The organism is Alkalitalea saponilacus (genome assembly GCF_900168165.1).
Lineage (GTDB): Bacteria > Bacteroidota > Bacteroidia > Bacteroidales > Marinilabiliaceae > Natronoflexus > Natronoflexus saponilacus.
In genome coordinates this window covers 59,784-78,200 of sequence record NZ_FUYV01000014.1, presented here as the reverse complement: position 1 = coordinate 78,200, position 18,417 = coordinate 59,784, and the positions used below count along the sequence as shown (strand labels likewise).

At 40.8% G+C, this 18,417-nt stretch carries 17 protein-coding genes; 15 read left to right on the top strand and 2 right to left on the bottom strand.

From position 1 onward, the window contains the following. Complete coding sequence (locus tag B5X70_RS11900) at positions 1 to 456, top strand: MarR family winged helix-turn-helix transcriptional regulator (RefSeq protein ID WP_079558128.1); 456 nt, start codon at positions 1 to 3, stop codon at positions 454 to 456. A gap of 288 nt (positions 457 to 744) precedes the next feature. Here the strand turns inward: B5X70_RS11900 and B5X70_RS11895 are convergent, their stop codons facing one another. Next, complete coding sequence (locus B5X70_RS11895) at positions 745 to 1,428, bottom strand: hypothetical protein (RefSeq protein WP_234995081.1); 684 nt, start codon at positions 1,426 to 1,428, stop codon at positions 745 to 747. An 88-nt stretch (positions 1,429 to 1,516) separates the two neighbouring features. Here B5X70_RS11895 and B5X70_RS11890 point away from each other — a divergent pair, with 88 nt between their 5' ends. The 14 genes from B5X70_RS11890 (at position 1,517) to B5X70_RS11825 (ending at position 18,126) form a co-directional block, all read left to right on the top strand. Beyond that, the gene (locus B5X70_RS11890; RefSeq protein WP_079558126.1) at positions 1,517 to 2,464 is read left to right on the top strand and encodes an aldo/keto reductase; all 948 of its coding nucleotides are present in this window, start codon (positions 1,517 to 1,519) and stop codon (positions 2,462 to 2,464) included. Positions 2,465 to 2,630: 166 nt separating this feature from the next. Then, positions 2,631 to 2,945, top strand: coding sequence for a single-stranded DNA-binding protein (locus tag B5X70_RS11885; protein ID WP_079558125.1), 315 nt, complete (start codon positions 2,631 to 2,633; stop codon positions 2,943 to 2,945). A 217-nt stretch (positions 2,946 to 3,162) separates the two neighbouring features. Beyond that, complete coding sequence (locus B5X70_RS11880) at positions 3,163 to 5,073, top strand: RecQ family ATP-dependent DNA helicase (RefSeq protein WP_079558124.1); 1,911 nt, start codon at positions 3,163 to 3,165, stop codon at positions 5,071 to 5,073. An 80-nt stretch (positions 5,074 to 5,153) separates the two neighbouring features. After that, positions 5,154 to 5,798 (top strand): DUF5063 domain-containing protein, encoded by a 645-nt coding sequence (locus tag B5X70_RS11875; RefSeq protein ID WP_079558123.1) that lies wholly within the window; start codon positions 5,154 to 5,156, stop codon positions 5,796 to 5,798. A gap of 6 nt (positions 5,799 to 5,804) precedes the next feature. Next, entirely contained in the window at positions 5,805 to 6,413 is a 609-nt protein-coding gene (locus B5X70_RS11870) for a 3'-5' exonuclease (RefSeq protein WP_079558122.1), read from the top strand. Positions 6,414 to 6,427: 14 nt separating this feature from the next. Continuing rightward, a complete protein-coding gene (locus B5X70_RS11865; RefSeq protein ID WP_079558121.1) occupies positions 6,428 to 7,612 on the top strand; it encodes a class I SAM-dependent rRNA methyltransferase in 1,185 nt (394 codons plus the stop codon). A 24-nt stretch (positions 7,613 to 7,636) separates the two neighbouring features. After that, positions 7,637 to 8,881, top strand: a complete 1,245-nt coding sequence (locus B5X70_RS11860; protein WP_079558120.1) for a DEAD/DEAH box helicase — start codon at positions 7,637 to 7,639, stop codon at positions 8,879 to 8,881. Between the two features lie 92 nt (positions 8,882 to 8,973). Then, the gene (locus B5X70_RS11855; RefSeq protein WP_079558119.1) at positions 8,974 to 9,270 is read left to right on the top strand and encodes a type II toxin-antitoxin system HigB family toxin; all 297 of its coding nucleotides are present in this window, start codon (positions 8,974 to 8,976) and stop codon (positions 9,268 to 9,270) included. A 9-nt stretch (positions 9,271 to 9,279) separates the two neighbouring features. Beyond that, entirely contained in the window at positions 9,280 to 9,648 is a 369-nt protein-coding gene (locus tag B5X70_RS11850) for a helix-turn-helix domain-containing protein (protein ID WP_079558118.1), read from the top strand. Between the two features lie 213 nt (positions 9,649 to 9,861). Next, positions 9,862 to 11,976, top strand: a complete 2,115-nt coding sequence (locus B5X70_RS11845) for a Tex family protein (RefSeq protein ID WP_198314201.1) — start codon at positions 9,862 to 9,864, stop codon at positions 11,974 to 11,976. Positions 11,977 to 12,255: 279 nt separating this feature from the next. Then, positions 12,256 to 13,695: a sensor histidine kinase gene (locus B5X70_RS11840; RefSeq protein WP_079558116.1), complete on the top strand. Its 1,440-nt coding sequence runs from the start codon at positions 12,256 to 12,258 to the stop codon at positions 13,693 to 13,695. Then, positions 13,649 to 14,950: an APC family permease gene (locus B5X70_RS11835; RefSeq protein WP_079558115.1), complete on the top strand. Its 1,302-nt coding sequence runs from the start codon at positions 13,649 to 13,651 to the stop codon at positions 14,948 to 14,950. The genes B5X70_RS11840 and B5X70_RS11835 overlap by 47 nt, the downstream gene beginning before the upstream one ends. A gap of 12 nt (positions 14,951 to 14,962) precedes the next feature. Next, complete coding sequence (locus B5X70_RS11830; protein WP_079558114.1) at positions 14,963 to 16,180, top strand: glycosyltransferase family 2 protein; 1,218 nt, start codon at positions 14,963 to 14,965, stop codon at positions 16,178 to 16,180. A 233-nt stretch (positions 16,181 to 16,413) separates the two neighbouring features. Then, positions 16,414 to 18,126, top strand: coding sequence for an alanine/glycine:cation symporter family protein (locus B5X70_RS11825; RefSeq protein WP_079558113.1), 1,713 nt, complete (start codon positions 16,414 to 16,416; stop codon positions 18,124 to 18,126). Here the strand turns inward: B5X70_RS11825 and B5X70_RS11820 are convergent. Then, positions 18,123 to 18,374, bottom strand: a complete 252-nt coding sequence (locus B5X70_RS11820; RefSeq protein WP_079558112.1) for a hypothetical protein — start codon at positions 18,372 to 18,374, stop codon at positions 18,123 to 18,125. The two genes, B5X70_RS11825 and B5X70_RS11820, sit on opposite strands and share 4 nt — an antisense overlap. Between the last annotated feature and the right edge of the window lie 43 nt (positions 18,375 to 18,417).

Genomic DNA, 18,417 nt, shown 5'->3' with positions numbered 1-18,417 from the left:
ATGCTGGAATACGATCAACTCAAACTCGAGAACCAACTTTGCTTCCCTGTTTATGCCGCGTCACGTCTTATCATCAGGGAATATCAGCCGTTTCTGTATAAATTGGGGATTACATATCCCCAATATCTGGTTTTAATGGTTTTGTGGGAAACAGATGGAATTACTGTAAACGAAATTTCCGGAAAACTGATTCTCAACACCAATACCGTTACACCTCTATTAAAAAGAATGGAGGGAATGGGGTTGATCAAAAGGGTTCGTTCCACTTGCGACGAGCGGAAGGTTCTGATAAGCCTTTCCGATAAAGGCAAAATAATGCGTGAAAAAGCTGCGCTAATACCTCTTCAACTGGTAGAGAAAATCAATGATGAAAGCATTGATTTGAATAAACTCATGGAATTAAAAGAGACTTTGAACAGGCTTATCGGACTTTTGACTAAATCCGACCGGTACTAGTTGTTTTTTTTATAAACATAGTCAGGTGAATAATACCTTTCTTGTTATATTTTCCACTAAGCAAAATTGTGGAATTGCTTAAGTTCCAAATTTGGCGTTGGCTAAGCTTCGATTCAAAGTTGCGAAAATTCGAAATGCTGAAACTATTTCATGTTCAAAACCCACGATTGGTATAGAAGGTGTGCAACAAATATCGAGAATTCAGACGAAACCATTGGTATATGCTTATAAATATCCTCGAGGAATAGCTATGAGCTATCCGAATATGTTTTTGTATTTAGGAGTTTATTAGAAAGTCCTAAAGAGACCAAAAAGATTGGCTTCTGAATATTCGAAAAGTCCACTCTCAAAAAAGGTATTTGCCATTTCTAACGCATCACCATTCGATTTTTTATCTGCTCGAATGATATAGTGATGAATTTCAGTATCTTGCTTTAATATTTCCACCTCATTTTTTTTTATTAATTCCATCAATTGATCGTGTGTTGTATTGCTCTTTAGTTTGCAGATAAAAACATCTGTAATCCCAAATGTGAAGCTTTCCTTCGTCATGAGGAATTTATTGCAATTACTAACTCTAGAATCCTTCTTGATAGAGTTAAAAATCTCATCGGTTTCAAAACAATTTTTCGAATCAATGGATATTGTATAATGCCTACTGTTATATGGAGATGAAAGAATTTCAACCTCTGGGTGATTTTCTAATATTTCATTGATTATCTCTGGTGAAAGTATATCGTAGAATGAAATAGACCCCATATTAGATATTTCTGTGAGAAAGACTTTCTCAGTTCCATAGTAATAATAGCGAGTTCCACATTCAATATATAAATCATTTTCTAAGTCGTTTTTATCACAACCTATAAACATTTGAGCAGCTGCTATAAGAGCAATTGAAAATCGTTGCATGATGTTATCACTTATTTTTTGATAGATGATTGAGTCATCATTTGGTTGCGTAAAATTTTTCAATATGAGAAACTTCGTTTTGCGGACAGTTAAAACCCAAAATTGTTATATTTGTTAGAGAGTTAACCAAATTATAAAAAAAACCAGACTCATGAAACGAGAAATGGATAAATTTGACAGGATAAACCGGCGTCAGTTTATGCAAACCGGTGCCAAGGTTGCCGCTGGGGCATTATTTGCCACTTTGGGGGCTTCGAAATTATTTGGGAGTGCTAAAATACCCGCATTAACGCCGGTAAATAGTGTCGTTCTGAACAATGGATTAAAGATGCCGGTTCTCGGTTTTGGAACTCTTTATCTGGGTGGCTCTGAAGGTGAAAAGTGCGTTGCTGAAGCAATATCTGTGGGGTACAGACTTATTGACACAGCTACTATATACAACAATGAGGATGCCGTGGGTGCAGGTATCAGGCGCAGTGGAATAGATCGTGAGAAGTTATTTGTTACTTCAAAAGTTTGGGTTGATGATTCCGGTTATGAAAAAACAAAAAAAGCTTTCGATACATCATTGAATAAGTTGGGCTTGGATTATTTGGATTTATACCTGATACATCGCCCCAGAGGGGATGTTAAGGGATCCTGGAAGGCGATGGAGGAGCTTTACAAGGAAGGCAAAATCAGAGCCATTGGAGTCAGCAATTTTGAGCCTCATCAATTAAGAGACTTGATGGAATCAGGCGAGATTATGCCAACGGTCAATCAAATAGAGGCGCACGCATTTTTTCATCAGCCTGAATCTCTCGAATTCCTGAAAAAAAACAACATACAAATGGAAGCCTGGTCGCCTTTTGCACAGGGGCGCAATGAGCTTTTTTATAACGATGTTCTGGCCGAAATTGGAAAGAAATACAACAAAACCAATGCGCAGGTAAGCTTAAGATGGCATTATCAGCGGGGAATTGTAACCATTCCCAGAACCTCTCAGAAAGCGCACATGGTTGAAAATCTGAATATTTTCGATTTTGAACTCAGCGATGAAGATATGAGACTGATCACAAAATTAGATCTCAACACTACTCAATTCCCTGAATGGGATTGATGGTTTAATAAAATCGATTTTTAATTTCTCCCTCATAATGCCGCACTCAAAACGTAATATGTTTTGAGTACGGCATAGGATGGTAATTTTTGTCTTGACATTAATAATTCTTATTGATATTTTTAATCCCGATATTATCTTAATGTATTAACCCAAAATTCAAGTTATGTTAAAACTTATTTTGTCAGGTGCTTTGGGCAATGATGCCGAAGTAAAAGAGGTTGGTGGTAGCAAAGTAATCAATTTCAGTGTTGCAGTTTCAATGGATTATAAGGACAAGGACGGCAAGCGGGTTGAGAAAACAGAGTGGGTCAAAGCTGTTATGTGGCGTGACCAGAGCTCAAAAATTGCCGACTACCTGAAGAAAGGTAAAAAGGTTTTGATTGAAGGCGTACCCGAAAGCGAAGGGTACCAGAGCAAGGATGGTGACATACGTTCTGCTCTAACCGTAAAAGTGAAGGAGGTAGAGTTTTTGAACTAATATAGCTTTGTTTATTGTTAAATGGTTCATTAACATTAACCCTTTAGCCATTAAGAGTGTAAAGCATTTAAAAGACATACCGTGTGAGGAGTTATTTCTTATATCTTTGTCTTTGCTTTATTTTCTTAATGGCTTTTTTATGCCGGATTATAAAGAATCAGAATCTTTATTCATAATCTAACTTTGCGTCTTAGCGTCTCTGCGTTCATTTTTAATAATGACAAACTACCGTGAAATATTAAAGAAATACTGGGGGTACGATGATTTTCGTCCCATGCAGGAGGATATTATCAAATCGGTAGGAGAAGGAAAAGATACTTTGGGACTTCTTCCAACTGGGGGCGGGAAATCCATTACATTTCAGGTTCCGGCCATGGCTAAGCCCGGTATTTGTTTGGTGGTTACGCCTCTCATTGCTTTGATGAAAGATCAGGTGGAAAACCTTAAAAAGAAAGGCATCAAAGCTTACGCAGTCCATTCCGGATTAACCGGAATGGAGATTCAGATTGCGTATGATAATTGTATTTACGGGGGCGTAAAGTTTCTGTATCTCTCCCCGGAAAGGTTATCTACCCCGGTTTTTCTTGAAAAACTGCAACATCTGAAGGTAAACTTACTGGCCATAGATGAAGCACACTGTATTTCTCAATGGGGGTATGATTTTAGACCCGGTTATCTAAAAATTGCAGATGTAAGGGAACATTTGCCTAACGTGCCTGTGCTGGCTCTTACTGCCACAGCTACTCCGCGGGTTGTGGACGATATTCAGGAGCAACTCCGATTTGAGAAAAAAAACGTTTTTCAAAAAAGTTTTGAGCGGACAAACCTTGCTTACGTGGTAAGGAAATGTGAGGACAAAGAGGGGCAATTGGTTAAAATACTTTCTTCGGTGCAGGGAACGGCTGTGGTGTATGTCCGAAACCGAAAGAAAACACGGGAATATGCAGAGCATCTTCAAAAGAATGGAATAAGTGCAGATTATTTCCATGCCGGTTTGACACAAAAAGTGAAGGATTTTCGTCAGCAGCAATGGAAGAGTGGGGCATGCCGGGTAATAGTTTCCACCAATGCCTTTGGTATGGGCATTGACAAACCTGATGTTCGCATCGTGGTGCATATGGATGCACCCGACTCTCTGGAGGCTTACTTTCAGGAAGCGGGTCGTGCCGGTCGTGATGAGAAAAAAGCATACGCAGTCATGCTTTTTTCACCTGCCGATAAAATGCAACTGAACAAAAGCGTAACGACATCTTTCCCCGAAAAGGAAGTAATTCATAAGGTTTACGATTCGTTGTGTAATTTTTTCCAGGTGGCCGTTGGGCATGGTGAAGGATTGGTTCTTGATTTTAACATTGGTAAATTTTGCACAGCTTTCGGGTTTAATATACTCTCGGTGTTTAACAGTCTGAAAATTCTGCAACGCGCCGGTTATCTGTATTATACCGAAGATTCCGATATTCCGTCGAAAGTGATGATGCAGATGAGTGATTTTGAATTGTATAAGTATCAGGTGGCCAATGCAAAACTGGATCCCTTCATCAAAGTATTGCTCAGGAGTTATACCGGGTTGTTTACCGAATATGCTTCCATCGACGAGGATTTGTTAGCTCAGCGGTTAAAGGTCACACGTGACGATGTTTATCAGGCTCTGTTGACGCTTTCGAGGGCTAAGGTTTTGCATTACATTCCTCAACGAAGAACCCCATTGATTACTTTTTTACATCGCAGGGAAGAGTTGAGGCACATTGTTTTAGCTCCCGAAATTTATGAACAGCGTCAAAAGGAATACCGGCAAAGGGTGGATGCTGTGCTTGAATATGCAACCACCACGCACATTTGTAGAAGCAGATTGCTGCTTCATTATTTCGGACAGGGAAACAGCAACAACTGTGGCCATTGTGATGTGTGTCTCGACAGGAAAAAGCAGAACCTCACTGACGATGAGTTTTCTAAAATAGAAGAGGCCATTTATAATACTTTAAATGCGGAGCCAATCTCAGCGGAATCTCTCACAGAAAAGCTTTCGTTCGCTCAGGATAAAACGTGGAAAGTCATTCACTGGTTAGAGGATGTGGGGGCTGTTAGTGAGAATCAGGATGGAGTGATGGAATGGATTGGAAAACGATAGTTTGTTGTAGTTACGAGCTTTTTTATATCTTTGTGTAATTAAAGAACATAAGATTGGTTTACTCGTGATATTTCAGGTAAATGGAAGATAGTTTTGAGCACCCGGTGTATTCACCAAATGTTATTGAATTTGTGACGGTTAGCCGTGAGTTTTGCAATTGGCTGGAGGGTTCAACAGAACAAACTCCAAAGGAGTTTGTGAATACTGCATTAAAAATTCTTCCGCTTTTATATCTGAAAGCAAGTATGTTACCCCGGTCAGAAACCATGTTGGACGATTTTGTCGAAACCTTTGTTTCGGAAGAGGAGTACGAAGCTGTTCGTTATCAGGTAAAAAGCCTGATGGGGCGATTTGATGATTACCTGGAAGTGTTTACTGCCGATATGGAGAGAAGTGACCTTCCTCTGACCTCAACCGTTTCAGAGAACATGGCCGACATTTACCAGGATTTAAAGGATTTCCTGATGAACTATCGTTCTGCTGTTACAGAAATTATGAACGATTCCATGGTTGAAATGACCAGCCATTTTGAAAGTTATTGGGGACAACGATTGGTAAATGTTTTACGGGCTTTGCATCAGGTTTATTATTCCGGCGAAAATCTGGATGCAATTGATGACGAGCCGGAGCAAGATCCGGAGGAGAGAAAAACTGATCACTGGTTCATTTCAAGACGACAAAAGGACTGGGATGATGGTTCTAAAAAATCCGGAATAAATGAATAAATTCGAATGGATAGCACAATTAGCAAAGAGGCCATAGGAGAATTACCTTTGTGTCAGTTTCAGGGTACCATTACCGTAGTGGAAGATCCGGAAAGGGTCGACGAAATTGTTGAAGAACTTCTTTCTGAGAAGGTCATTGGTTTCGATACCGAAACCAAACCCTCGTTTAAAAAAGGAGCTCTAAATGAAATCTCACTTTTACAGCTTTCGACCTCCGATAAAGCATATCTTTTCAGACTCAATAAAACCGGATTTAACGGCTCTTTGGTTAAGTTGCTCGAAAACTCAGCCATCATTAAGGTTGGGGTTGGTATTCGCGATGACCTTCGTGGATTGAGACGACTGGCTAATTTTAAGCCATCCCGGTTTGTGGAAATTCAGGACATGGTGAAATCCTTTGGAATTGATGTATTCAGCCTGAAAGCTTTGGCCGGATTGGTCTTAAGTGTTAGGGTATCAAAACGTCAGAGGTTAAGCAACTGGGAGTCGGACAATTTAACTCCTGCGCAGGTAGATTACGCTGCCACGGATGCCTGGATTGCGTTCCGTATTTTTGAGGAATTGATGCTGCTTGAGCCTGCCTATAAAGTTAAAAGTCTTCATTTTAAAAATTAGTACCACCGCAATATATGCAGTTACCTGTAGTTTATTTGAAACCCGTTAAGGAACAAAGCCTGAAGCGTTTTCATCCCTGGATTTTTTCGGGAGCCATTAAAAATGTAAATGCCGAACTGGAGGAGGGAGATTTGGTGCGTGTGCATGATTCGCACGACAATTTTCTGGCCATTGGACACTACCAAATAGGCTCCATAGCTGTTCGTGTGCTCTCGTTTAAAGATGAAACCATCGACGACGCTTTTTGGCAAAGAAAAATCCGAGTTGCCTACGAAATTCGTGCTGCCATGGGTTTAACATCATCCGAAACCACCAATGCATTCCGTTTGGTTCATGGCGAAGGAGACGGACTTCCGGGATTGATTGTGGATGTGTATGACCAGACTGCCGTGGTGCAAATGCACACCGTGGGGATGTACAGGTGCAGAAATGTGCTGGCTGATGCTCTGAAAGATGTTTTCGGGGATAAATTAACAGCCATTTACGATAAATCTGAAGGAACATTGCCTTTTAAGGCCAATGTTCAGCCTGAAAATGGTTTCCTATGGGGTAAGAGTACTTCTCACATCGCCAAGGAGAATGGATTGCTATTTCAGGCAGACTGGGAGAAGGGACAGAAAACCGGTTTTTTTGTTGACCAGCGTGAAAACCGTGCACTTCTTGAAAAGTACAGTGCAAACCGTAAGGTGCTAAACATGTTTTGTTACACCGGAGGTTTTTCTTTTTATGCCATGCGGGGAGGCGCAAAAATGGTTCATTCAGTGGATAGCTCCGAAAGAGCCGTTGAACTGACCAACCAAAATGTGGAATTGAATTTTCCGGGTGACATACGCCATAGCTCTTTTGCAGTGGATGCATTCAAGTTTATGGAGTCGGCCAAGGAAAAATATGACTTAATGGTGCTGGATCCGCCGGCTTTTGCCAAACACCTGAAGGTGATAAAAAATGCGCTTCAGGGATATAAAAGATTGAACGCGAAAGCCATTGAAATGATTGCTCCGGGAGGAATTTTGTTTACCTTCTCCTGTTCGCAAGTGATTTCAAAGGAGGCTTTCAGAACCATGGTGTTTTCTGCTGCTGCACGCAGCGGAAGAAATGTACGGATATTGCATCAGCTGGATCAGCCGGCTGATCATCCGGTGAGTATTTACCATCCCGAAGGCGAATACCTGAAGGGGTTGGTACTTTATGTAGAATAGAATCATTCATTAATTTATTACAACTTGAAATTTACAGAGTTTGGATTTAATGCCGAAATCCTGGAAGGATTAGAGGCAATGCGTTTTGAAGAAGCAACTCCCGTTCAGCAGGAGACCATCCCGGTTATCATGACCGGAAACGACATCATTGCATGCGCGCAAACCGGCACCGGTAAAACCGCTGCCTATCTTTTACCGGTTCTCAATGAGCTTATCGAAACCAAAGATACGACCACCACTACCCTGATTTTGGTTCCCACAAGGGAACTGGCCATACAAATTGACCAACAAATGCAGGGGTTTTCATATTTTCTGCCGGTAACTTCTGTTGCTGTTTATGGCGGAAATGATGCCGGATTGTGGGATCAGCAAAGAAAGGCACTCACAACTGGAGCCAATGTTGTTGTAGCAACTCCGGGACGACTGATTCAGCATTTGACCATGGAATACTTTAAGTTTTCAAACTTAAAGCATCTTATTTTAGATGAAGCCGATAGGATGCTGGATATGGGTTTTCATGATGACATTATGCAAATTGTGAAATCAATGCCGCAAAAGCGTCAAACGCTTTTGTTTTCGGCCACCATGCCTCCAAAAATCAGGGAGCTTTCAAGAAAGCTCCTTTCCAATCCCAAAGAGGTGAGCATAGCCATATCAAAGCCTGCTGAAGGAATTCTTCAGGCTGCTTATCTGGTTTACGATACACAGAAAATTCCACTCATCAACTCTTTGTTGAAAGACAAAGAGATGAACAGCGTGATTATTTTCTCTTCAACAAAGCTAAAAGTGAAAGAGATACACCGTGCACTGCTTAAGGAGGGATTTGCTGCTGAAGCCATTCATTCCGATTTGGAACAGGCTGAGCGTGAAAAAGTGATGTTGGGTTTCCGAAACCGACGGGTGAAAATCCTTGTGGCCACCGATATCATAGCACGTGGTATTGATGTGGATGGTATTGACCTGGTTATCAACTATGATGTGCCGGGCGATGCAGAAGATTATGTACACCGCGTGGGAAGAACAGCCAGAGCTAAGTCAACCGGCGTGGCACTGACTTTTATTAACGATATGGAGCAGGAGAAGTTCTCGTACATTGAGAAGTTAATTGAAAAGGAGATTTTTAAATCTCCTTTGCCTGACGGTTTTGAGCAGGGGCCTGAGTACAATCCCGATGCACCTCCTCGAAAGCGTTTCTTCAAAAAGGGGCATCCTCCCAAAAAAAAGTTTAATAAGGGGAAAAGGCCTGGTAACAGGGCGCAGATGGGGTAGTTCTAAATTGAGACTTCATATTTTAAATTAAACGAGAAAAAGTTCCCGTTTTGGGAATTTGTTTTATATCTTTGCATTAATCATCAAAGGTAATGGAAAGAGTTTTTGCGAAAAGCACTTTGAGAGAGTTTTGGGAGAGACATCCTGATTCGGAACAATATCTGAAAACATGGTACAACACGGCTATGAACAGTGATTGGAAGAATCCCAATGAAGTGAAAAAGAGTTATGCCAATGCCAGTGTATTGAAAGAGAGCAGAATTGTATTCAATATCAAAGGAAACTCTTATCGACTAATTGCAAAATTCAACTTTGAGAAGCAATGGGTTTTTGTCAGATTTATAGGGACTCATGTGGATTATGACAAGATTGACGCGAATACAATTTAAACTATAAAAATGGAACTAAGACCAATAAAAACAGATGCTGATTTACAAAATGCGCTAAAAAGACTTGAGGAGATTTTTGACGCACCAATTGGTTCTTCTGAAAGTGATGAAGCTGATGTATTGGGGCTCTTAATTGACGAATACGAAAAGAAACATTACCCAATTGAGGCCCCGGATCCAATTGAAGCAATCAAGATTCGGATGGAGGAAATGCAACTCAAACAGGTTGATTTGGTTGCTGAAATTGGAGGAAAAAGCAGGGTCTCTGAAATACTAAGAAAAAAGAGGAAATTGACTTTAGAAATGATTCGAAATCTCACAAAAAAACTAAATCTTTCACCAGAATTGTTGATTTCAGATTACCAGCTTTTACGGTAGGTGGTTTTTATTGGCTTTATTAGCTGTAGCTAATGATGTGGCATCAATGACATTCTCAAATTCTGATTCCGAATTATTAATAGCCAAATTTTATATTGATTCCTATGTTAAGTGAGTTGGTGTTTATAAATTAAGAAGTTTGTATTAATGTTAAGGTTCTGTATTTGCAATAGAGTGTTTAAATATTAAACTAAATAATCACTTACCATTCCTATGTTTTCAAAATTAATTTCCACCGCTTTAAATATTTCTAATCAACAAGTTTCTAATACTCTGGCTCTTCTTGACGAAGGAGCCACCATCCCTTTTATCAGTCGTTACCGGAAAGAGATGACCGGAAGTCTTGATGAGGTGGTTCTTGGTGAAATAAAGGAAAAGTACGAGAAGTTTCAGGAGATTGAGAAACGTAGGCAAACCATTTTAAATACCATTGAAGAGCAGGGCCTATTGACCGATGAGCTTCGCAAGCGCATCGAGGCTTCATGGGATGCCACTGAACTGGAAGATATTTATCTGCCTTATAAACCAAAACGAAAAACCAGAGCCGTTAAAGCGCGGGAGAAGGGATTGGAGCCTTTGGCAGAGATTCTTATGAACCAGCAGGAACGCGATGTGGAAGGCAAGGCGGTTGAATTTTTGAACGATGAGGTGCCCGATGTGGAGGAGGCATTGCAGGGTGCAAGGGATATTATTGCAGAATGGGTGAGCGAGGACATTAGAGCGCGCGAAACCATTCGGAATATTTTTGAAAGACAGTCTGTTATCACCTCAAAGCTGGTTAAAGGAAAAGAGGAAGAAGCGGCCAAATATCAGGACTACTTTGAATTCTCAGAACCATTGAACCGGTGCCGTTCGCACCGTTTACTGGCCATGCGAAGAGGCGAAAAGGAGGGTTTTCTAAAGGTTTCCATTGCTCCTGAATCGGATGTTGCCATTGAACGGCTGCAACGAATATTTGTGAAGGGACGCAACGAAGCCGCACATCAGGTTGAAATGGCCGTTGAAGATAGTTATAAACGCTTACTGGCACCTTCCATTGAAAACGAAACCGCTTCGCTTTATCGAGAAAAGGCCGAAGAGGAGGCCATTCAGGTGTTCACCGCAAATTTGAGACAACTCCTGTTGGCCCCGCCGCTTGGTCAAAAGAGGGTGCTTGCCATTGATCCGGGTTACCGAACCGGTTGCAAGGTGGTTTGTTTGGATGCGCAAGGTAATTTACTTCACAATGAGACCATTTATCCACATCCTCCTCAAAACGAGCAAAAACAGGCATACCGCAAAATCGACACGCTGGTAGAAGCTTATAAAATAGAAGCCATTGCCATAGGTAATGGAACAGCATCACGCGAAACTGAGACCTTTATCCGCAACATGCGACTGAAGCAGGAGGTATTGGTTTTTGTTGTGAGTGAAGATGGAGCATCGGTTTACAGCGCCAGTAAAGTGGCGCGCGATGAGTTTCCCGATTATGACGTAACTGTGCGAGGAGCTGTCTCCATCGGACGAAGATTAATGGATCCGCTTGCAGAGCTGGTTAAAATTGATCCAAAATCCATTGGCGTGGGTCAGTACCAACACGATGTAGATCAGACAAAACTTAAGAACTCCCTCGATCAGGTGGTGGAGTCGTCTGTGAATATGGTTGGAGTTGAGCTTAATACCGCAAGCCATCACTTACTCACTTACGTTTCGGGTCTTGGTTCCCAACTGGCTAAAAATATAGTTGAATACCGTACCGAAAACGGAACCTTCAAATCACGTAACGAACTTAAAAAAGTGCCCCGACTTGGTGCTAAAGCATTTGAGCAATGTGCCGGATTTTTACGAATTGGTGGAGCTGGTAATCCTCTTGATAATTCAGCTGTCCACCCCGAATCGTATGGTGTGGTTGAAAAAATGGCTGCTGATCTTAATTGCGATGTCGCCGATTTAATGAAGGATTCCGCATTGCGAAAAAATATTGATCTAAAAAAATATGTGACCGATAAAACCGGGATGCCAACATTAACAGACATCATGTCTGAGCTGGAAAAACCGGGACGTGATCCCCGACAGCAAATAAAGGTTTTTGAGTTTTCGGCCGATGTACGAACCATCGAAGACCTCAAGCAGGGCATGGAACTTCCGGGAATCGTAACCAATATAACCAATTTTGGAGCTTTTGTAGATGTTGGGGTGAAGCAGGACGGATTGGTGCACATCAGTCAGATGGCCGATAAGTTTATTTCTGACCCAAATGAAGTGGTATCACTTCATCAACATGTTAAGGTTAAAGTGCTTGAGGTTGATATAGCGAGAAAACGAATTCAGTTAACTATGAGATTATAATCTCATGGATGAGGAAGACTGGAAAATATTGACTTTTTTTTATAATTTGCGGAATATTTTAATGTCGTCATGACATTGAAACTTAATTAGGAGACTATTAGTTATATTTTGAGACAGCTAATCATACATTTGTAAATAAGATATATAGGTAGAAAAGCATGCAACTTTTTTGATACCCGGGAATCTTTTTATAAACTGCAGGACTGACTTATTTTGTAATTAAAATGGCCTGATGCTAAAAAAACACTCAAATAATACCTCATTCCAAAGTGTTACTGAATGGTTTCATTAAGCGACAGAGAACTAAGTTCAGGATTTAAAGAGCATTTAATAGAGTTGGTTAACCAGAAACTTGGCTTAAAGCTTGTTATTGGAATTCTTGTTCTTCTTTATTTTGCCTGGTCTGATATTTATGAGCTTAATAACATTCACGCATTTTATACCCGGTTGGCGCCATTGGGGTTGATGTTAATACTCCTTTTCTTAGTATGGCTAAACCGGCCAACTCATGCAGCTTTTCGAAAGGTTTTATACAATGTAATGCTTGCCTCACTGGCGGTTATGATGTATGCAAAATGCCTGGTTCATTTAAATTGTGATCATCTTGCTGCGCATGCCACGGGAACCATCCTGATTATTTTTTTAATCTCCATGGAGATTAAAACCACCATTATTAAATCGGCTCTTTTATATTTTATACCACTTATAGTTTTTACCTGGCTGTGGAAAATGGTTTTCAAAGCGGGTAGCGACCAGTATTTGGTGCTTGTCAATATTTATCCCATCGTAATTATTGGGTTTTTTATTAATACCATTCAGCAGGAGTTAAGATTAAAAGCCTTTAAATCCGGAATGCTGCTTGAAAAGGAGAAAGAGACTACGGATAAGCTATATCATCAGGCAGAAATTCGTAACCGGCATTTGAATGAGGTAAATGAGAAATTGACACGATCTGAAGACGAATTAAAGAATGTAGTTAGGCTACGGGACAGGTTCTTGTCTATTGTAGCACACGATTTGCGAAGTCCGTTTACTGGTCTTTTAGGATTGAGCGAGGTGATGATGAGAGATGGAGATAATTTCAGTCGTGAGGAGATCAAGAATTACATTGGAGAAATATATGAGTCATCCAATTCACTGTTAAGTTTAACAGATAATTTATTGTCATGGGCAATGAATCAATCGGGTGAGCTGAAAGTTAATCCAACCCATGTTGAGGTAAAGAATCTGGCAGATAACGTGTTTAAAGTATTGCAGGTAAATACCATTCATAAATCTCTGGTGTTGGTGAATGAAGTTGAAGATGATGCATCTGTTTTTGCCGATTCTTCCATGCTTTCTGTCATCGTGCGAAATCTTGTATGTAACGCCATGAAATTTTCGCATCCGGGAGGAACGGTTACCGTTAAAAGTGAACCATTTGGAGAGAGAATAAAATTGTCTGTCAGGGATGAGGGTATCGGGATCAGCTCTCAAAAAATCAGAGTGATTTTTAATCTTGAACGAAATTTATCAGCTCAAGGAACCGCAGAGGAAACCGGTTCGGGATTGGGGCTGATTGTATGTAAAGAATTTGTTGAAAAAAATGGGGGTGAAATTGAAATAGAGAGCAAAGTGGGAAAAGGAACCTCTGTCAATGTATTTTTACCAACAGGAAATTCTATAGATAATAATGACACAGGAGAAACTCAGGAGGGAGATCGGGGTTTGGGGACTTAGCGCCAATCTTATAAACATCATTGTAGGAGCCGGCATTTTTGTATTGCCGGCCATTGTTGCAGCCGGCTTAGGCGCTGCAAGTATTTTGGCATACCTGTTTTGTGGTGTGTTGATATTGCTAATCATGCTTTGTTTTGCCGAAGTTGGAAGCAAAGTTACCAACAGCGGAGGGGCTTACACATACATTGAAGTCGCATTTGGCAAGTATGCCGGTTTTTTAACAGCCATACTCTTCCTTAGTTCCTGCATTGCCGCCGATGCGGCTGTTGCAAATGCGCTGGTTGGCATATTGGCGTCTGTCTCCCCGTTTTTTGGTGAAGAGATGGTTCGGATTATGTTTTTTCTGTTGGTGTTTGGCGGATTGGCTTTTGTTAACGTACTCGGGGTAAAACAGGGGATTGGCCTCATTAAGTTTATTACCATAGCTAAACTGGCACCATTGGTTTTATTGGTTGTTATGGGTTGGGGAGAGGTGTCATTAGAGAATTTAAAATGGGAGTTTACCCCCGGAATCAGGAGCATTGGAGAGATGGCTTTGATCCTGTTCTTTGCATTTCAGGGGGGAGAATCAGGGCTTGCCGTCAGTGGCGAGGTAAAGAATCCATCAAAAACGGTTCCACGTGGCATATTTGTAGGCATATTGGGCGTTCTTCTGTTGTATATGCTTATTCAAGTGGTTTCCCAAGGGGTGTTGGGAGCAGAATTGGTAACAAACCCTGAAGCGCCGTTGGCACAAGTAGCATACCAGATCATTGGCCCATGGGGCTTCACCATCATGACAATTGGTGCAGCCGTATCCATGTTCGGAAATTTGAGTGGTGAAGTTCTGAGCATGCCGCGGGTTTTATTTGGTGCTGCCAGAGACAAGGTCATTCCATCGGGGTGGCTTTCTAAAATTCATTCAAGATATTCAACACCGCACATTGCCATTGTGGTTTACGCAGCCATTGGATTTACCCTGGCGGTTCTTGGAGGCTTTAGGCAACTGGCCATTATCTCAGGAGCCTCTATATTACTGGTGTATCTGGGCGTGGCACTTTCTGTGATAAAGCTGAGAATGAACAACAATGGAAATGTAAGAAGAGCCAGATTTGTAATACCCGGTGGGTACACTGTGCCGGTTCTTTCTGTAGCCATCATTGTATGGTTTTTGTCTAATCTTGATTTCAATGAAAAGGTCGGAATGTTGCTTTTCTTAGCAACATTAACAATCATATACTATTTAATGCGTTTCATAAAGAGATCAAATAAATAAATTCAATGATTGATGACAGAGCCGGAAAATCAATTTAAACCATTACTATCTGTTGTTATTGTTACTTATAATTCAATTCCTTTTATTGGATTAACACTGGCTTCTTTATTGAAGAAGCCACATCCCCGTTGTGAAATTATTGTTGTGGATAACAACAGTACCGATGGTACTGTTGAATATATTAAATCATCATTTCCACAGATTACAGTAATCCAAAATCATCATAATCCCGGCTTTGGAATAGCGTGCAATCAAGGTATGGCTGAGGCAAGGGGAGCGTTTTTTCTGATGCTCAACCCCGATACCATCGTTCCTGAAGATGTGGTGGAGAAGATTCTTGATTTCATGACGCTTCATCCCGGTTGTGGAGCCATGGGGGTAAAAATGATTGATGGAAACGGCCGGTACTTGCCTGAATCAAAACGTGGATTGCCCACATTTTCAAGATCTGCATTCCGGATGTTGGGATTGGCAAAATGGTTTCCTTCTTCACATCGATTTTCCGGATATTACCTAGGGCATCTACCGGTTGACAAGATAAATAAGATTGAAATTCTATCCGGAGCCTTTATGGTGTTGACCAGAACAGCCATCGAAAAGTGCGGTGGTTTTGATGAACGCTTCTTTATGTATGGGGAAGATATCGATCTTTCATGGAGAATTAAAGAAGCCGGCTTTGATGTGTATTATAACCCTGACATCACCATCATCCATTTTAAGGGTGAAAGTACCACCCGCGATGTCAGATATCTTGGAGTCTTTTATGAAGCCATGGAGATTTTCTACGATATTCATTTTGGTAAAAAGCGAAAACCTTTTTTCAAGGTTTTGGTGAGACTTCTTATCTTGGTTACCAAACTTTTGTCAACTTTACGTTTGCTTATTTCCCAAAACCTTACAAAACAGAAAACCATCTTTCCTTTAAAGGGGAAGTTCATGGTTTTCTCAACAACAAAAAATATCTCAAGCATTATTCCGAAACAAATTCTTGCTGATGACGAACCTCAAATTGTTAATGCTCCAATCCAAATGGAAAATTATCTTTCGGGCAACATGTTGTTTGACTTCTCTTCATTTTCAGCAGATTTTGTGATCAGAACCATTGAGAAAAATGAGTATGACAGGGATGTTATGATGCTGACCCACGATCGCTGCTACTTACTTTATCCTGTCTCTGCATCACGAAGAACTTATGTGTTTTCGTTGATCGACTTCAAAGTTGAAAGCTAAATGATAGTTATTTTGCAATAAAAACTTATTTTTGTTGGAGAAAGAGCCTGGGTGCTTATAAAATTCAGTTCTTTTCTGGTTTGAAATAACAATTTCTGAATTTTCTGGTTTTATTTAGAGAAACCAGAATTTGATTTTCCAGATTTCGGGAAAACTCCTTTGATGTAGTTCAATTTTATTAGTGTTTGTAGATATTCGCCAACCTGTTCGTATTATGATTTAATCGACCTATTATGCAAAAACTTAACGATTTTTTATCCATTCTTGATTCCTATATTGGCGGGGGACAATGGTTTGTTTTCCTTCTGCTTGGTACCGGTCTGTTTTTTACTATATATCTTGTTTTCCCTCAAATCCGTTTTTTCAAATACGCCATAAAAATGGTGAAGGGAAAATTTGACAGAGAGGGAGATGAAGGTGATACCAGTCATTTTCAGGCATTGACAACCGCACTGTCTGGTACCGTTGGTACCGGAAATATTGCCGGGGTAGCTCTGGCTGTTCATCTTGGAGGGCCGGCTGCCTTGTTTTGGATGCTTGTGACAGCACTAATTGGGATGACGACTAAATTTGTGGAGGTTACTTTATCACATAAACACCGTGAAAAAGCCGAAGATGGAACCATCGCCGGAGGACCGATGTATTATATGAAAAAACGGCTCAACATAAAACTTCCTTCCGGTAAATGGCTCAATTTTGGTAAATGGATGGCCATTATTTTTGCTGTTGCCACCGTTTTTTCATCTTTTGGAACCGGCAGTTTACCCCAAATCAACAGCATATCCAACTCCCTTTGGGAAACTTTCTCCATTCCACATATGCTTACTGGTGCCGTTTTGGCTGTTTTGCTGGCTTTTGTAATTGTAGGAGGGATCAAGCGAATTGCGAAAGTTACCCAAACTCTGGTTCCGGTGATGGCGATCATCTATTTTCTGGGAGCCTTTCTGGTTATTATCTATAACTACGAAAATATTTGGCCATCCATGGTGGCTATTTTTGCCGATCTGTTTACCGGTTCATCGGCAACAGGAGGATTTTTGGGAGCCTCTGTTGCTTTTGCATTTAACCGTGGAGTAAACCGAGGATTATTTTCCAACGAGGCTGGTCAGGGTTCTGCACCCATTGCACATGCTGCTGCACGTGCACATGAGCCTGTGTCAGAGGGGATGGTGGCTTTGTTGGAACCATTTATCGACACCATCATCATCTGCATGTTAACCGGAATGACACTTCTGGCGTCCGGGGTGTGGCAGGAGAAACATGAGAATCTTTTCCAAATGGCCGATTTGGCTGTGGTTGAAGGTCTTTATGATGATGGAATTGAATCTGACAGGCAATCGCTCGGCGCACATGTTAATGGTAAAAAGTCGTTGCCACTGTTTACAGGAAACTTGAAAGTTACTGAGGGACAAATTACTGATGAAATATCCATTATTCATGCGCGCTCATTGGCTGAGAATGTTTTCTTGATTCAAGGCAACATGCCATGGACTGGTGAGGTTCCTGTCGTTCGGGGGCGCATGTCACCACCTGAAGGCGTCAGGGTATTTGGTGAGTCGCTCATTCATAGCGCACCACTAACAACCATTGCATTCTCCCGCAGCTGGCTGGGCGAATATGGCAAATATATAGTGTCGATAGGATTATTGTTGTTTGCCTTCTCTACGGCCATCTCGTGGAGTTATTATGGCGAAAGAGCAATGATATACCTGTTTGGAATGAATTCTGTTATCTGGTATAAACTGGTTTATGTTGTAGGTTTCTTTGTAGCTTCGTTTGTTGATACTTCCATTGTTTGGGTGTTTTCCGGAATAACCATCGCTTTAATGACCATTCCAAACTTAATCGGAATTCTTATATTGCACCGGGAAGTAAAGAGTGAGGTGAAGAGCTTCTGGAAGGAATACGCAGAACGGTTTCCCGATGAAAAAGCCCCAAAATATTAATGGTTGAATTTCATAGCAAGCGAGTCAGATGCTGAATCTGTTTCTTTGGAGATTATCAATGTCTGGAATACCAATGGATTTCGGTATGAGACATTGGTGATTGCCATGATTGAAGAGTTTTGAGTTGAGGTTTGTTCCTTAATTGATGGAGTTGTGTTTTGGTAATCATTTATTTCTCCATTTTGCTGAAATTTTGCTATCCCGCCTATAATTGCTAAATATGCAAAAAGTTTAATGAACTTGATCATGGTATAAGGTTTTTGTTTATGACTATAAATATACGATGATGGT

Excerpts from the sequence above, each read along its gene's own strand:
- B5X70_RS11840 (WP_079558116.1), top strand. The coding sequence starts at position 12,256 with ATGGTTTCATTAAGCGACAGAGAACTAAGTTCAGGATTTAAAGAGCAT.
- B5X70_RS11870 (WP_079558122.1), top strand. The coding sequence starts at position 5,805 with ATGGATAGCACAATTAGCAAAGAGGCCATAGGAGAATTACCTTTGTGT.
- B5X70_RS11885 (WP_079558125.1), top strand. The coding sequence starts at position 2,631 with ATGTTAAAACTTATTTTGTCAGGTGCTTTGGGCAATGATGCCGAAGTA.
- B5X70_RS11865 (WP_079558121.1), top strand. The coding sequence starts at position 6,428 with ATGCAGTTACCTGTAGTTTATTTGAAACCCGTTAAGGAACAAAGCCTG.
- B5X70_RS11820 (WP_079558112.1), bottom strand. The coding sequence starts at position 18,374 with ATGATCAAGTTCATTAAACTTTTTGCATATTTAGCAATTATAGGCGGG.
- B5X70_RS11850 (WP_079558118.1), top strand. The coding sequence starts at position 9,280 with ATGGAACTAAGACCAATAAAAACAGATGCTGATTTACAAAATGCGCTA.
- B5X70_RS11880 (WP_079558124.1), top strand. The coding sequence starts at position 3,163 with ATGACAAACTACCGTGAAATATTAAAGAAATACTGGGGGTACGATGAT.
- B5X70_RS11855 (WP_079558119.1), top strand. The coding sequence starts at position 8,974 with ATGGAAAGAGTTTTTGCGAAAAGCACTTTGAGAGAGTTTTGGGAGAGA.
- B5X70_RS11900 (WP_079558128.1), top strand. The coding sequence starts at position 1 with ATGCTGGAATACGATCAACTCAAACTCGAGAACCAACTTTGCTTCCCT.
- B5X70_RS11825 (WP_079558113.1), top strand. The coding sequence starts at position 16,414 with ATGCAAAAACTTAACGATTTTTTATCCATTCTTGATTCCTATATTGGC.
- B5X70_RS11830 (WP_079558114.1), top strand. The coding sequence starts at position 14,963 with ATGACAGAGCCGGAAAATCAATTTAAACCATTACTATCTGTTGTTATT.
- B5X70_RS11845 (WP_198314201.1), top strand. The coding sequence starts at position 9,862 with ATGTTTTCAAAATTAATTTCCACCGCTTTAAATATTTCTAATCAACAA.
- B5X70_RS11890 (WP_079558126.1), top strand. The coding sequence starts at position 1,517 with ATGAAACGAGAAATGGATAAATTTGACAGGATAAACCGGCGTCAGTTT.
- B5X70_RS11835 (WP_079558115.1), top strand. The coding sequence starts at position 13,649 with ATGACACAGGAGAAACTCAGGAGGGAGATCGGGGTTTGGGGACTTAGC.
- B5X70_RS11875 (WP_079558123.1), top strand. The coding sequence starts at position 5,154 with ATGGAAGATAGTTTTGAGCACCCGGTGTATTCACCAAATGTTATTGAA.